This window comes from Streptomyces sp. RKAG290 (genome assembly GCF_023701695.1).
In the GTDB taxonomy this organism is placed as follows: domain Bacteria; phylum Actinomycetota; class Actinomycetes; order Streptomycetales; family Streptomycetaceae; genus Streptomyces.
In genome coordinates this window covers 5,706,755-5,720,487 of record NZ_JAJOZC010000001.1, presented here as the reverse complement: position 1 = coordinate 5,720,487, position 13,733 = coordinate 5,706,755, and the positions used below count along the sequence as shown (strand labels likewise).

General features: G+C 71.8%; 14 protein-coding genes and 1 pseudogene. 8 read left to right on the top strand and 7 right to left on the bottom strand.

Annotation, left to right across the window (positions count from 1 at the left end; translation table 11 throughout):
- Positions 1-27: 27 nt before the first annotated feature.
- The 4 genes and pseudogenes from LNW71_RS25205 to LNW71_RS25190 form a co-directional block, all read left to right on the top strand.
- Positions 28-771 (top strand): enoyl-CoA hydratase family protein, encoded by a 744-nt coding sequence (locus LNW71_RS25205; protein WP_250970323.1) that lies wholly within the window; start codon positions 28-30, stop codon positions 769-771.
- Position 772: 1 nt separating this feature from the next.
- Positions 773-1,642 (top strand): CoA-transferase, encoded by an 870-nt coding sequence (locus tag LNW71_RS25200; protein WP_250970322.1) that lies wholly within the window; start codon positions 773-775, stop codon positions 1,640-1,642.
- Positions 1,639-2,385, top strand: a complete 747-nt coding sequence (locus tag LNW71_RS25195) for a CoA-transferase (RefSeq protein WP_250970321.1) — start codon at positions 1,639-1,641, stop codon at positions 2,383-2,385. The genes LNW71_RS25200 and LNW71_RS25195 overlap by 4 nt, the downstream gene beginning before the upstream one ends.
- A pseudogene (locus LNW71_RS25190) lies at positions 2,385-3,428 on the top strand (NAD(P)H-dependent flavin oxidoreductase); the annotation flags it as partial. The gene LNW71_RS25195 and the pseudogene LNW71_RS25190, both read left to right, overlap by 1 nt.
- A gap of 282 nt (positions 3,429-3,710) precedes the next feature.
- Here the strand turns inward: LNW71_RS25190 and LNW71_RS25185 are convergent.
- The 5 genes from LNW71_RS25185 to LNW71_RS25165 form a co-directional block, all read right to left on the bottom strand.
- Positions 3,711-5,372: a DEAD/DEAH box helicase gene (locus LNW71_RS25185; RefSeq protein WP_250970320.1), complete on the bottom strand. Its 1,662-nt coding sequence runs from the start codon at positions 5,370-5,372 to the stop codon at positions 3,711-3,713.
- Positions 5,373-5,616: 244 nt separating this feature from the next.
- A complete protein-coding gene (locus tag LNW71_RS25180; protein ID WP_015607926.1) occupies positions 5,617-5,820 on the bottom strand; it encodes a cold-shock protein in 204 nt (67 codons plus the stop codon).
- 251 nt (positions 5,821-6,071) lie between these two features.
- Positions 6,072-7,229, bottom strand: coding sequence for an acetyl-CoA C-acetyltransferase (locus tag LNW71_RS25175; protein WP_250970319.1), 1,158 nt, complete (start codon positions 7,227-7,229; stop codon positions 6,072-6,074).
- Positions 7,230-7,250: 21 nt separating this feature from the next.
- The gene (locus LNW71_RS25170) at positions 7,251-7,862 is read right to left on the bottom strand and encodes a TetR/AcrR family transcriptional regulator (RefSeq protein WP_250970318.1); all 612 of its coding nucleotides are present in this window, start codon (positions 7,860-7,862) and stop codon (positions 7,251-7,253) included.
- Positions 7,863-7,892: 30 nt separating this feature from the next.
- Entirely contained in the window at positions 7,893-8,675 is a 783-nt protein-coding gene (locus tag LNW71_RS25165) for an SDR family oxidoreductase (protein WP_250970317.1), read from the bottom strand.
- Between the two features lie 148 nt (positions 8,676-8,823).
- Between LNW71_RS25165 and LNW71_RS25160 the strand changes: the two genes are divergently transcribed.
- The gene (locus LNW71_RS25160; protein ID WP_250970316.1) at positions 8,824-9,969 is read left to right on the top strand and encodes an acyl-CoA dehydrogenase family protein; all 1,146 of its coding nucleotides are present in this window, start codon (positions 8,824-8,826) and stop codon (positions 9,967-9,969) included.
- Positions 9,969-11,006, top strand: coding sequence for an acyl-CoA dehydrogenase family protein (locus LNW71_RS25155; protein WP_250970315.1), 1,038 nt, complete (start codon positions 9,969-9,971; stop codon positions 11,004-11,006). The genes LNW71_RS25160 and LNW71_RS25155 overlap by 1 nt, the downstream gene beginning before the upstream one ends.
- Here the strand turns inward: LNW71_RS25155 and LNW71_RS25150 are convergent.
- Positions 10,986-11,492 (bottom strand): pyridoxamine 5'-phosphate oxidase family protein, encoded by a 507-nt coding sequence (locus tag LNW71_RS25150; protein WP_250970314.1) that lies wholly within the window; start codon positions 11,490-11,492, stop codon positions 10,986-10,988. The genes LNW71_RS25155 and LNW71_RS25150 overlap by 21 nt on opposite strands.
- Positions 11,493-11,661: 169 nt before the next feature.
- On the opposite strand from LNW71_RS25150, the gene LNW71_RS25145 reads away from it, so the two are divergent.
- Positions 11,662-11,949 carry a hypothetical protein gene (locus LNW71_RS25145; RefSeq protein ID WP_250970313.1) on the top strand — a complete coding sequence of 96 codons (288 nt, stop codon included), beginning with the start codon at positions 11,662-11,664 and terminating at the stop codon, positions 11,947-11,949.
- On the opposite strand, the gene LNW71_RS25140 is transcribed toward LNW71_RS25145, so the two are convergent.
- Positions 11,928-12,512, bottom strand: coding sequence for a HutD family protein (locus tag LNW71_RS25140; protein WP_250970312.1), 585 nt, complete (start codon positions 12,510-12,512; stop codon positions 11,928-11,930). The two genes, LNW71_RS25145 and LNW71_RS25140, sit on opposite strands and share 22 nt — an antisense overlap.
- A gap of 212 nt (positions 12,513-12,724) precedes the next feature.
- Here LNW71_RS25140 and LNW71_RS25135 point away from each other — a divergent pair, with 212 nt between their 5' ends.
- A complete protein-coding gene (locus LNW71_RS25135; RefSeq protein WP_250970311.1) occupies positions 12,725-13,648 on the top strand; it encodes a rhomboid family intramembrane serine protease in 924 nt (307 codons plus the stop codon).
- Positions 13,649-13,733: the final 85 nt, after the last annotated feature.

Here is a 13,733-nt window from a genome sequence, read left to right as displayed (position 1 = left end):
TTTGGTGGAAAGGTAGCTGATTCCTTCATGGGTGTCTCCACCTCGTGTCCCGGCAAGGGCATCCGTCTCGTCACGGCCGACTACCCACCCGTCAACGCGCTGCCCGTGCAGGGCTGGTACGACCTGGCCGACGCGCTCCGCACCGCGGGCCGCGACCCCGAGGTGCGCTGCGTCGTGCTGGCCTCGGCCGGGCGTGGTTTCAACGCGGGGGTCGACATCAAGGAGATGCAGCGCGAGCGCGGGCACGAGGCGCTGATCGGCGCCAACCGCGGCTGCTACGAGGCGTTCGCCGCGGTGTACGAGTGCGAGGTCCCGGTCATCGCCGCGGTGCACGGCTTCTGCCTCGGCGGCGGCATCGGCCTCGTCGGCAACGCCGACGTGATCGTGGCGAGCGACGACGCGACCTTCGGCCTGCCCGAGCTGGACCGTGGCGCGCTCGGCGCGGCGACGCATCTCTCCCGGCTCGTCCCGCAGCACCTGATGCGCGCGCTGTACTACACCTCGCGCACCGCGACCGCCGCCGAACTGCACGCCCACGGCTCGGTCTGGCAGGTCGTCCCGCGCGCGGAACTCCGCACCGCGGCACTGGGGCTGGCGGCCGAGATCGCCCGCAAGGACGGGTATCTCATCCGGCTGGCCAAGGCCGCCATCAACGGCATCGACCCGGTGGACGTACGCCGCAGCTACCGCTTCGAGCAGGGCTTCACCTTCGAGGCCAACCTCAGCGGCATCGCCGACCGCGTCCGTGACACCTTCGGCAAGGAGGCTTGAGATGACCGACAAGACCATGACGGCCGAGGAGGTCGTTTCGCGGCTCGGCAGCGGAATGACCATCGGCATCGGCGGCTGGGGCTCGCGCCGCAAACCGATGGCTCTGGTCCGGGCGCTGCTCCGTTCCCGGATCACCGATCTCACCGTGATCTCGTACGGCGGCCCCGACGTCGGCCTGCTCGCCGCCGCCGGCCGGATCCGCAGACTCGTCGCGGCGTTCGTCACCCTCGACTCAATCCCGCTCGAACCGCACTTCCGCGCGGCCCGCCAGCAGGGCGCGTTCGAACTGACCGAGATCGACGAGGCGATGTTCATGTGGGGGCTGCACGCCGCCGCGAACCGGCTGCCGTTCCTGCCTGTCCGGGCCGGCATCGGTTCGGACGTGATGCGGGTCAACCCCGGCCTGCGCACGGTTGTCTCGCCGTACGAGGACGGCGAGGAGTTCGTCGCGATGCCGGCCCTGCGGATGGACGCCGCCCTCGTCCACCTGAACCGCGCCGACCGGCTCGGCAACGGCCAGTACCTGGGCCCCGACCCGTACTTCGACGACCTGTTCTGCGAGGCCGCCGACACCGCGTACGTCTCCTGCGAACGCCTGGTGGAGACCGCGGAACTGACCGCGACGGCCGCCCCGCAGACGCTGCTGGTGCAACGGCACTCCGTCACCGGTGTCGTCGAGACCCCGAACGGTGCGCACTTCACCTCCTGCGTCCCCGACCACCCACGCGACGAGGCGTTCCAGCAGGCGTACGCTGCCGCGGCCGCTGACCCGGACGCCTGGGCGGCCTTCAGCGACCGGTTCCTGCATCCGCAGGGCGACGAGAAGAGCTATCAGGAAGCCGTCCGCACCTGGCACGAGGAGCAGAAGTGACCACGCAGAACGTGACCGTCACCCGGGCCGAGTACTGCGTGATCGCCTGCGCCGAGGCCTGGCGCGGCAACGGCGAGGTGCTCGCCAGCCCGATGGGCCTGATCCCGTCCGTCGGCGCCAAGCTCGCCAGGCGCACCTTCTCGCCCGAGCTGCTGCTCACCGACGGGGAGGCGCTGATCGTCGGCCCGGACGGCGCACCCGAGGGCTGGCTGCCGTACCGCAAACACCTCACCATGGTCACCGGCGGCAAGCGCCACGTGATGATGGGCGCGAGCCAGATCGACCGGTACGGCAACCAGAACATCTCCTGCATCGGCGACTGGGACCGGCCCGCCCGGCAGTTACTCGGTGTCCGCGGCGCCCCCGTCAACACGCTCAACAATCTCGTCAGTTACTGGGTCCCCCGGCACTCCGCCCGGGTGTTCGTCGAGCACGTCGACATGATCTGCGGCGTCGGGTACGACAGCGCGGCAGCGGCCGGCCCGTCGGCGGCCCGCTACCACCGCATCCCGCGGGTGGTGAGCGATCTCGGTGTGTTCGACTTCGAGACCCCGGACCGCTCGATGCGGGTGGCCTCACTGCACCCGGGTGTCACCGCCGACCGGGTCCGGGAGGCGACCGGTTTCGACCTCGTGATCGCGGACGACGTCCCGTACACCCGGGAGCCGACCGTCGGGGAACTGTGCCTGATCCGCGAGGTCATCGATCCCGCCGGCACCCGGGACCGCGAGGTCCGGGCCTGATGCGCACGCCCCTCACGGACCTCGTCGGTGTCCGTCACCCCGTCGTCCAGACCGGCATGGGCTGGGTCGCCGGTCCCCGCCTGGTCTCCGCCACGGCCGAGGCCGGCGCACTGGGGATCCTCGCCTCGGCCACGATGAGCACCGAACAGCTGCGGGCGGCGGTGCGGGAGGTGAAGTCCCGTACGGACGCGCCCTTCGGCGTCAATCTGCGGGCCGACGCGGGCGACGCCCGCGAGCGGGTACGGATCATCGTCGAGGAGGGTGTGCGGGTGGCGTCGTTCGCACTGGCCCCCTCGAAGGAGCTGATCGCCGAGCTGAAGGACGCGGGCGTGGTGGTCGTGCCGTCGATCGGTGCCCGGCGCCATGCGGAGAAGGTCGCGGCGTGGGGTGCGGACGCGGTGATCGTGCAGGGCGGCGAGGGCGGCGGACACACCGGCGAGGTGGCGACCAGTGTGCTGCTGCCGCAGGTGGTGGACGCGGTGGACATCCCGGTGATAGCCGCGGGCGGCTTCCGCGACGGGCACGGCCTGGTGGCCGCGCTGGCGTACGGGGCGGCGGGCATCGCCATGGGGACGCGGTTCCTGCTGACGTCCGACTCGACGGTCCCGGACGCGGTCAAGGCCCGCTATCTCGCGGCGGGCGTCAAGGACATCACCGTCACGACGGCGGTGGACGGGCTCCCGCACCGGATGCTGCGGACCGAGATGGTCACCGCACTGGAGCGGGCCGGCCGGGTACGGGCGCTGGCCCAGGCGGTGCGCCGGGCGGCGGGGTTCAAGAAGGTGTCCGGGCTGAGCTGGTCCCGGATGGTGCGCGACGGGCTCGCCATGCGGCACGGCAAGGAACTCTCCTGGAGCCAGGTGCTGCTGGCGGCCAACACCCCGATGCTGCTGAAGGCGTCCATGGTGGACGGCCGCACGGACCTGGGCGTGATGGCGTCGGGCCAGGTGGCGGGCCTGATCGAGGACCTGCCGAGCGTTGCGGAGCTGGTGACCCGGCTGATGACGGAGGCCGACACCTGCCTGGCGACCCTCCCCGTCCCGCCCCGCCCACACCCGAACCCAACCCGCCCCGCCCACAAACAAGCCCGTCCGGCGACTGAGGACGAAGCGCCACCCGGGCGCACCCGAACCCAACGGCCCCGCGCACAAAACAAGCCCGTCCGGCGATTGAGGACGAAGCGACGCTCGGGCGCACCCGATTCCCGCTCCGTGCTCAGTCGCCGGACGGGCCGGAAACAACCGCGCGCTCCGTCCAAGACGCCGGACGGGCTTGAGGGACTGGCACGTCCGGCCGCCCGGAACCCCGGGCGGCCGGACAGTCGGCTACGCCGCCCGGCGACCACGCGCCGGCGCACCGCTGCGGCCGGAGCCGCCCGAGCGCCCCGCACCAGAACCCGCACCGCGCGAAGCGCCACCCGCACCGGCGCCCCGGGCGGAACCACCCGAGCCGCCCGAACCCTGCGCACCACCACCGGCGCCTCCGGCGCCACCCGCACCGCCGCCGCGTCGGCCGCGGCCACGGGTGCCCGAGCGGAACCCGCCTCCGGCGCCCGCACCGGCCCCCGCGCCCCCGCCGGACCGCGTACGCGGCTTCGGCTGGGTCGGCTGCGGGACCTCGACCACGATGGCGATGCCCGACGGCTCGCGCGCCCCGGTGATCCGGGTGAGCTCCTCGTCGCTGGACTTGATCCGGGTGGTGCGCGGCGCGATGCCCGCGTCCTGCATCAGCCGGGTCATCTCCCGCTTCTCCTCGGGCAGCACCAGCGTGACGACGCTGCCGGACTCCCCGGCGCGCGCCGTGCGCCCGCCGCGGTGGAGGTAGTCCTTGTGGTCGGTGGGCGGGTCCACGTTGACGACCAGGTCGAGGTCGTCGACGTGGATGCCGCGGGCCGCCACGTTCGTCGCGACCAGCGCGGTGACCTGGCCGTTCTTGAACTGGTCCAGGGTGCGGTTGCGCTGCGGCTGCGAGCGGCCGCCGTGCAGGGCGGCAGCCCGTACACCGCTGGCGAGCAGCCGCTTGGCGAAGCGGTCGGCGGCGCGCTTGGTGTCGACGAACATGATCACCCGGCCCTCGCGGGCGGCGATCTTCGTGGCGACGGCCTTCTTGTCGGTCTCGTCGAGCACATGGAGCACGTGGTGCTCCATGGTGGTGACCGCGCCCGCGGACGGGTCGACCGAGTGCACGACGGGGTCGGTCAGGAACATCTTGACCAGCCGGTCGATGTTCTTGTCCAGGGTCGCGGAGAAGAGCATCCGCTGTCCGTCCGGCTCGACCTGCTTGAGCAGGGCGACGACCTGCGGCATGAAGCCCATGTCGGCCATCTGGTCGGCCTCGTCGAGGACCGTGATGGCGACCTGGTCCAGGCGGCAGTCACCGCGCTCGATGAGGTCCTTGAGTCGGCCCGGCGTGGCGACGAGCACCTCGGCGCCGCGGCGCAGGGTGCCGGACTGCTTGCTGATCGACATCCCGCCGACGACGGTGGCCATCCGCAGGTTCACGGCGGTGGCGTAGGGCGTCAGCGCGTCGGTGACCTGCTGGGCGAGCTCACGGGTCGGGACGAGGACGAGGACGAGCGGTGCCTTCGGCTCGGAGCGGCGTCCCGCGGTGCGGGCCAGCAGTGCGAGGCCGAAGGCGAGGGTCTTGCCGGAGCCGGTGCGGCCGCGGCCGAGGATGTCCCGGCCGGCAAGCGAGTTCGGCAGGGTGGCGCCCTGGATCGGGAAGGGATCGGTGACGCCCTGCGCGGCAAGGGTTTTCAGCAGGGCGGCGGGCATGTCCAGCTCGGCGAACGCCTCGACGGCGGGCAGTGCGGGGGTCATGGTTTCGGGCAGGGCGAACTCACCCTGCGGCGGCGTGGCCCTGCGACGGGGCGACGCCTTGCCGGATCCCTTGCCGGAACCCTGTGCGGTTGCCTTTGCCTGGGCCGTGCCACGCCCCCTCGACGGGCGGTTGTGGGCGGGACGGTCCTGACGTTCGGAGCGGGTCATACGGAATTGCCCTCCTGGGGGATTCCTGGGAACTGCGTGGGACTGCTGGGGACTGCCGGGGGTACTGCGCAGACTGCGGACTGATGCACGCGGTGCGCGGGGCCCGGGACACCCGGGGTGCTTCGTCGCACCCGATGCGGGGCGCCCTACGGCGCCCGGAATTCCGTCACTTCCCAGGGACAGCACAAGCCGGGGCCCGCACCTTCACGGTGCGGGCCCCGGCTGCGAGGTACGCGTCCGGCAATTAGGCCGGGACGATGTTCTCCGCCTGCGGGCCCTTCTGGCCCTGCGTGACGTCGAAGGAGACCTTCTGGCCCTCCTGGAGCTCACGGAAGCCCTGGGTGGCGATGTTCGAGTAGTGGGCGAAGACGTCGGCGCCGCCGCCGTCCTGCTCGATGAAGCCGAAGCCCTTTTCCGAGTTGAACCACTTCACGGTTCCAGTAGCCATGTCATTCTCCTAAAACAGGTGCAGTGCCGGAAATCCGCACTTTACGAATTCCAAGTCGCCGCATTGAGCCCCACCCGGAGAAAGCCGGAAAACATTAAAGCGCCTGAGGAAGCATTCCCGTCAGGCGCACATAAAGTTCATGGGTACCAAAACTGCAACCGGATCACCGTAGCACGATCTGCCGACCAGCGGTGGGACGCGCCACGCCGCCGGCCGGCCGTTGCCCGGGAGAACCCTTGGGGCGTACGGGTTCAGAGCCGTTCGATGATCGTCACATTTGCCTGGCCGCCGCCCTCGCACATGGTCTGCAGTCCGTAGCGGCCGCCGGTGCGCTCCAGTTCGTGCAGCAGTGTCGTCATCAGCCGGGTGCCGGTGGCGCCCAGCGGATGACCCAGGGCGATCGCACCGCCGTTGACGTTGACCCGGTCCGGGTCGGCACCGGTCTCTTTCAGCCAGGCGAGGACCACCGGTGCGAAGGCCTCGTTGATCTCGACCAGGTCGATGTCGTCGATCGACATGCCGGTCCTGCTCAGCGCGTGGGCCGTGGCGGGGATCGGCGCCGAAAGCATCCGGATCGGATCCTCGCCCCGGACCGAGAGGTGGTGGATGCGGGCGCGCGGGGTGAGGCCGTGCACGGCGACGGCCCGCTCGGAGGCGATGAGCATGGCGGCCGCCCCGTCGGAGACCTGGGAGGAGCAGGCGGCGGTGAGGGTTCCGCCCGCCATCACCGGCTTCAATCCGGCCATTTTCTCCAGTGTGGTGTCCCGGCGCGGCCCCTCGTCGGCGGTGACGTCGCCCCAGGCCACGGTCTCCCGCTCGAAGCGGCCCTCGTCGACGGCGCGGACGGCGCGCCGGTGCGAGGTGAGGGCGAACTCCTCCATGTCGCGGCGGCTGATCCCCCACTTCTCGGCGATCAGCTGGGCACCGTGGAACTGGTTGACCGGCCGGTCCCCGTACCGGGCCCGCCAGCCCTCGCTGCCGGCGAAGGGCCCGTCCGTGAGGCCCAGGGGTTCGGCGGCCTGCCGGGAGGCGAAGGCGATCGGGATCTGCGTCATGTTCTGGGTGCCGCCCGCGACGACCAGGTCCTGGGTGCCGGAGAGCACCCCCTGAGCGGCGAAGTGCACGGCCTGCTGGGAGGAGCCGCACTGCCGGTCGACGGTGACGCCGGGGACCTCCTCGGGCAGTCCGGCCGCCAGCCAGCTGGTGCGGGCGATGTCGCCGGCCTGCGGTCCGACGGCGTCGAGGCAGCCGAACACCACGTCCTCGACGGCCGCCGGGTCGATGCCCGAGCGCGCCACGAGGGCCTTGAGCACGTGGGCGCCGAGGTCGGCGGGGTGGACGGCCCCGAGGCCTCCCCCGCGCCGCCCCACCGGGGTGCGTACCGCTTCGACGATGTAGGCCTCGGCCATGGCTGCTGCTCCTCGGTTGCGTCAGTTACGCAGGGCGATCCCGTCCAGGACCATCGACAGGTACTGGCGGGCGATTTCCTCGGGGCTGTGCTGTCCGCCGGGCCGGTACCAGGAGGCTGCGACCCAGACGGTGTCGCGGACGAACCGGTAGGTGAGGCGGATGTCCAGGTCGGCCCGGAAGGTCCGGTCGGCGACTCCGCGCTCCAGGGTGCCGAGCCAGGCCTTCTCGAACTTCTGCTGGGAGTCGGCGAGGTACTGGAACCGCGGCTGGGCGGCCAGGTGCCGGGCTTCCTTCTGGTAGATGGCGACGGCGGCGCGGTGCCGGTCGATCTCGCGGAAGGACTCGGTGACGAGTGCCTCGATGGTCTCCCTGGGGCCGAGTCCGGCGCCGAGCACGGCGTCGTACCCCTCCCAGAGCTCGTTCAGGAAGGTGGAGAGGATCTCGTCGAGCATCGATTCCTTGGAATCGAAGTGGTAGTAGAGGCTGCCCGCGAGCATCCCGGCCGCGTCCGCGATCCTGCGGACGGTCGTGGCGTTGTATCCCTGCGCGGCGAAGACCTCGGCGGCGGTGGCGAGCAGTTCGCCGCGCCGCTCGGGGGACGGGGTCACCTGGGGCTTCTTCTTGGTAGGCACCTGCCCATTCTCCGCCCGGCCGGTACCCCCTCAGGCATGCTGGCTGCTGACGGAGACGACCTCGCCCGTCATGTAGGAGGAGTAGCCGCTGGCGAGGAAGACGATGACGTTGGCGATCTCCCACGGTTCGGCGTAGCGGCCGAAGGCCTCCTTCGCGGTCAGTTCGTCGAGGAGTTCGGCGGAGGTGACCTTCACCAGGTGCGGGTGCATGGCGAGGCTGGGGGCGACCGCGTTGACCCGCACGCCGTACTCCGCGGCTTCGACGGCGGCGCAGCGGGTGAGTGCCATGACGCCCGCCTTGGCTGCGGCGTAGTGGGCCTGCCCGCTCTGTGCGCGCCAGCCGACGACGGAGGCGTTGTTGACGACGACGCCGGGGCGGCCGGTGGCCCTGAAGGAGCGCAGGGCGGCGCGGGTGCAGCGGAAGGTGCCGTTCAGGGTGACGTCGAGGACCTTGGTCCACTGGGCGTCGGTCATGTCGGTGAGTGTCGCGGTGCCGCCGAGTCCGGCGTTGTTGACGACGATGTCGAGGCCGCCGTGGATCTGTTCGGCGCGTGCGAACAGGGCCTGGACCTGGGTCTCGTCGGTGACGTCGCAGGGCAGTGAGGCGACGCGGTCCGCGCCGAACTCGTCGGCGAGGGCCTGTTCGGTCTCCTTCAGCCGGCGGGTGTGCGCGTCGCCGATGACGATGCCGGCGCCCTCCTCGAGGAATCTGCGGGCGGTGGCGCCGCCGATGCCGGCGCCGGCCGCGGCGGTGATGACGGCGCTGCGGCCGCTCAGGAGCCCGTGACCCGGGAGGTACTGCGGTGCGCTCACGTCCGTGACTCCTCGCCCTCGGATCCTCGACGGTGCCGACGACCGTACGTTAACCTACCAAACACTTGTTAGGGAAGGATGAGCCGATGCCCGCTGCCCACGAGAACCCGGCCCGCCCGACAGCCGCCCCGAAGGAGGCGGGCGCCTGATGGATCTGTCGTACACGGCCGAGGAGGAGGCGTTCCGCGCCGAGGCACGCCAGTGGCTGCGGGCTCATGTGCCTGCCGAGCCGCTGCCCTCCCTGGAGACCGCCGAGGGGTTCGCCGCACACCGCGCATGGGAGGCCCGGCTGTACGCGGACCGGTGGTCCGTCGTCTCCTGGCCGACCGACTACGGCGGCCGGGGCGTGGACATCTTCCGGTGGCTGATCTTCGAGGAGGAGTACTACGCGGCGGGCGGACCCGGCCGGGTCTCGCAGAACGGCATCAGCCTGCTCGCCCCGACCCTCTTCGACCACGCCACGGACGAGCAGCGCGCCCGGATCCTGCCGTCGATGGCGAGCGGCGAGGTGATCTGGGCGCAGGCCTGGTCGGAACCCGAGGCCGGCTCCGACCTGGCGTCGCTGCGCTCGCGGGCGGTGCGTACGGACGGCGGCTGGCTGCTGTCGGGGCAGAAGACCTGGTCGTCGCGGGCGGCGTTCGCGGACCGGGCGTTCGGCATCTTCCGTACGGACCCGAAGGCGGCGAAGCCGCATCACGGGCTGACGTATCTGATGTTCGGCCTGTCCGCGCCAGGCGTCTCGGTGCGGCCGGTCGGGCGCCTGGACGGCAAGCCCGCCTTCGCCGAGCTGTTCCTGGACGAGGTGTTCGTGCCGGACGCGGACGTCATCGGGGAGCCGGGCCAGGGCTGGCGTATCGCCATGTCGACAACGGGAAACGAGCGCGGGCTGACGCTCCGCTCCCCCGGCCGCTTCCTGGCCTCGGCGGACCGGCTGGCGGACCTGTGGCGCACCCACGGCGACCCGTCGGACACGGCACTGCGTGACCGGGTGGCGGACGCGGTGACGGGGGCGCGGGCGTACCAGCTCTTCACGTACGCCAACGCCTCCCGGTTCACGGCGGGTTCCTTCATCGGGGCCGAGTCCAGCCTGAACAAGGTGTTCTGGTCGGACTACGACATCGCGCTGCACGAGACGGCGCTGGACCTGCTGGGGCCGGACGCGGAGCTGGCGGACTCCGCATGGGCGCAGGGGTACCTCTTCGCGCTGGCCGGCCCGATCTACGCCGGGACGAACGAGATCCAGCGGGACATCATCGCCGAGCGGCTGCTCGGCCTGCCGAAGGGACGGCGCTGATGCGATTCCTCCTCGACGGCGGGCAGCGGGAGTTCGGCCGCTCGCTGGACGCGATGCTGACGGCGGCGGACACGCCTGCCGCGGTACGGGCCTGGGCCGCGGGGGACCACGGCCCGGGCGGGGTCCTGTGGAAGCGGATCGCGGAGGCCGGGGTGTTCGCCCTCGCGGTGCCGCAGGCCCACGACGGGGTCGGGCCGCTGCCGGTCGAACTCGCGGTCGCCTTCGTGGAGCTGGGCCGGCACGCGGTGCCCGGGCCGGTCGTGGAGACGGTCGCCGCGGCGGTGCTGCTGGACGAGGCCGGAGGTCCGGCTGCCGGCCGGTGGCTGCCGCGGCTGGCATCGGGGGCGGCGTCGGCGACGCTGTGGGTGTCGGGGTGCGGGCGGTACGCGCTGGACGCGGACGCCGTCGACGCGGTGTTCACGGTGCGCGGTGACGAGCTGCGGCTCGCCCCGGGGCCGGGGGTGCTCAGCGTGTCGGCCGATCCGGCCAGGCGGCTGTTCCCGCCCCTTCCCGGCGGGCAGTTGCTGGCCCGCGGGCCGCGGGTGGCGGCGGGGGCGGCAAGGGCGGCGCGGTGGGCGGCCTTCGTGACGGCCGCCCAGGCGCTCGGCACGGGTGAGGCGCTGCTGGCCGCCACGGTGACGTATGTGAAGCAGCGCACCCAGTTCGGTGCCGCCATCGGTTCCTTCCAGGCGGTCAAGCACCGGCTCGCGGACACCCTGACGGGTCTGGAGTTCGCCCGTCCGCTGCTGTACGGGGCGGCGCTGTCGCTGGCCGCGGGCTCGCCGCGGGCGGCGGCTGACGTGGCGGCGGCGAAGGCCGCGGCGGGCGAGGCCGCGTATGCCGCCTCGCGGACGGCGCTGCAGCTGCACGGGGCCGTGGGGTACACCGAGGAGCTCGATCTGTCCCTGTGGCTGCGCAAGGCCCGTCCGCTGCGCGATGCGTGGGGGACGCCGGGGGCGTGCCGGGCGACGGTGCTCGCGGACCTCCCGGCCCCGCCCGCCGCCCGGCCTCCGGTGTCAGGGAGCGTCGGTGAGTGAGCCGTCGTCGTTGCCCCGGCGGAAGCTGCGCAGAGGACGGCCCGGCCGCCAGGTCTGGATGAGCAGGGTGTCGCCGCCCTCGAGGCCGATGCGGACCACTTCGGTCAGTTCCACCCGGAAGAGGTGGAAGGGCTCCGGCGGCTTCACCTCGTCGACGAAGGCGGCCAGCACCGCGGGGTCGGTCACCTCCACCGCCCGCCCGGAGATCCGGACGTCCCCGTCGGCCATCTCGGCGTCCGGGCCCGGGTTGGCGTGCACCGCGAAGCGGGGGTCGCGGCGCAGATCAAGTGCCTTGCGGGAGTTCGGCATCATGCCGAGGAACGGCTCACCCAGCCGGAACTCCACCTCGAGTCCGGTCACCCGTGGCGATCCGTCCTTGCGGACGGTCGCCAGGACGTGGTGCTTGTACTGCTGGAAACGCTGTCGCACGGTGTCGGCGAAGGCCGGCTCCGCGGCCTGGAAATCTGCCCACGAACTCGATGTCATGAGGTCATGGAACTCCGGAAACCCGACACCTCCTGTCCGGTTTCCCGAAAGCACTGTCGCGGAGCACCCGTTCGGATGCTGTCCGGGTGCGGACGTGGTGTGCTGGAAGGGGTACAGGCCGCCGTCCGGCGGCGGGGAGGACCGATCCCGGCTCCCGAGGTGAGTTCAGATGGCAATCTTCATGAAGGCCACCATGCAGGGCGTGACCACGGACCAGTACGACGCGCTCAACGCGGAGCTGCAGGCCCTGCCGGGTGACACCTTCGCCGGGTGCATGTCGCACGTCTGCGTACCGACGGATTCGGGCATCGAGGTCTACGACCTCTGGGAGTCCGAGGAGGCCATGGACAAGTTCGGCGTCGTGATGATGCCGGTCGCCGAGAAGCAGGGGCTGCCCATGTCGTCCGAGCGCCCGGCGGTCTCGCCGGTGCACCGCTACTGGCTGCCCGGTTCCTGACCCGTCAGCGTGACCAGCGCCGCGTATCCCTGCGTCCGCAGCACGCAGGGGGCGCGGTGCCGTAGCAACACCGCGTCGTAGCGGCCCAGTCCGGTGTCCGTCCCCTCGATGACGGCCCCGTCCTCCAGCGCCACGGCCAGCACCGCCCCGCCCTCCGGCGCCGCCAGCCGGAGGGTTCCCCGTACCACCGCCACCTGGGCCCGCACCCGGTCCCTGCGGTACATCACGTTCAGGTTCACCACCGGGCCCGCCAGCAGCCGGCCGTCGGTCTCCAGGTCGCCGGGGAAGTCGTGGGGCCAGTACGGCTCGTCGACGATGTGGTGTTCGCCGCCCACCATCAGGTCCATCCCCTCGCCCTCCACCACGGTCAGGGTGCGGTCGACGCCCGGGAAGACGGAGAACGGCCCGTCCTCGGTGACGTCCGCCAGGCTGACCCGCCAGTCGAAGGCGCCCGTCGCGGCGCCGGGTGAAGCGGCGATCTCGCGGGTGACTCCCCCGCCGTTCTTCCAGGCCACCTGCGCCCGGCCGGCCGCGCGCAGGATCCGGAACGCCTCGGACGTCATGCGATTCTCCAGTTCGGACGGGGTCGTGGCCCCGAGCCTAAGGGCTGTCCCGTCCAGATCATGCCGGGCTCGCGTGCCCCGGCGCCTGATCCGTCCCGGTCCGGACGGAGGACCCTGAACCCTGACTGCTCCCCGGGCCGCCGTGTCCGCTATCTTGATCGCCGCCGCCCCCACCGGCCGCCCCTGCCCGTCCACCGATGAAGGAGCCGGCCATGGAGGCCGCCGCCACCACCTGCTTTCGCCACCCCGCGTACGAGACCTATGTGAGCTGCACCCGCTGCGAGCGCTTCATCTGCCCGGACTGCATGCGCGAGGCCGCCGTCGGCCACCACTGCGTGGAGTGCGTGAAGGAGGGGCAGCGTTCGGTGCGGCAGGCGCGGACGGTGTTCGGCGGGGCGGTGTCGCGGGGTGCGGTGCCGCTCGTCACCTATGTGCTGATGGGCCTCAACATACTGGCGTACCTGGGTGAGCTGGTCAGTCCGGGGATCGTCGACCGGTTCGGGATGACCGGTGCCGGGCTGACCGGCCCGGACGGCGGCGGTTACGTCTACACAAGCGCGGGCTACCCCGGGTTCGACGTGATCGGGGTGGTGGACGGCGAGTGGTACCGGCTGCTGACCGGGGCCTTCCTGCATCTGCCGCCGGGCGAGTCCTCTCTCGGTTCGCTGCCGTTCGGTGTGCTGCACATCGTCTTCAACATGTACGCGCTGTGGAATCTGGGCCGGGTCGTCGAGGAGCAGCTGGGCCGCGCCCGCTATCTGGCGCTGTATCTGCTGTCCTCGCTGGGCGGTTCGGTCCTGGTGTACCTGATCGCGCCGTTCGACACCTCGGTGGGTGCCTCGGGTGCGGTCTTCGGTCTGGCGGCGTCGTTCTACGTCATCAACCGGCGGCTGGGCCGGGACATGCACGCGGTGAACAGGTTCCTGGGCGGGTTCCTGCTCTGGATGGTGATCTCCGCGGGCTTCACGTCCTGGCAGGGGCACCTGGGCGGGCTGCTGACGGGCGCCGTCGTGACGGTGGTGTACGCCTACGCCCCGGCGGAGCGGCGCACGACGGTCCAGGCCGCCATGTGTGTGGTGGTGCTCGCCGTGCTGATGCTGCTGGTGGTCCTCAAGACCTCGGCGCTGACCGGCTGAGCCGGCCGGGCCCGGGGCGGCTGAAACCGCCCCGGGACGCGCCACGGCGCCTGCCGAATCGTCCGGTCGGGGACGGGCAGGCGCC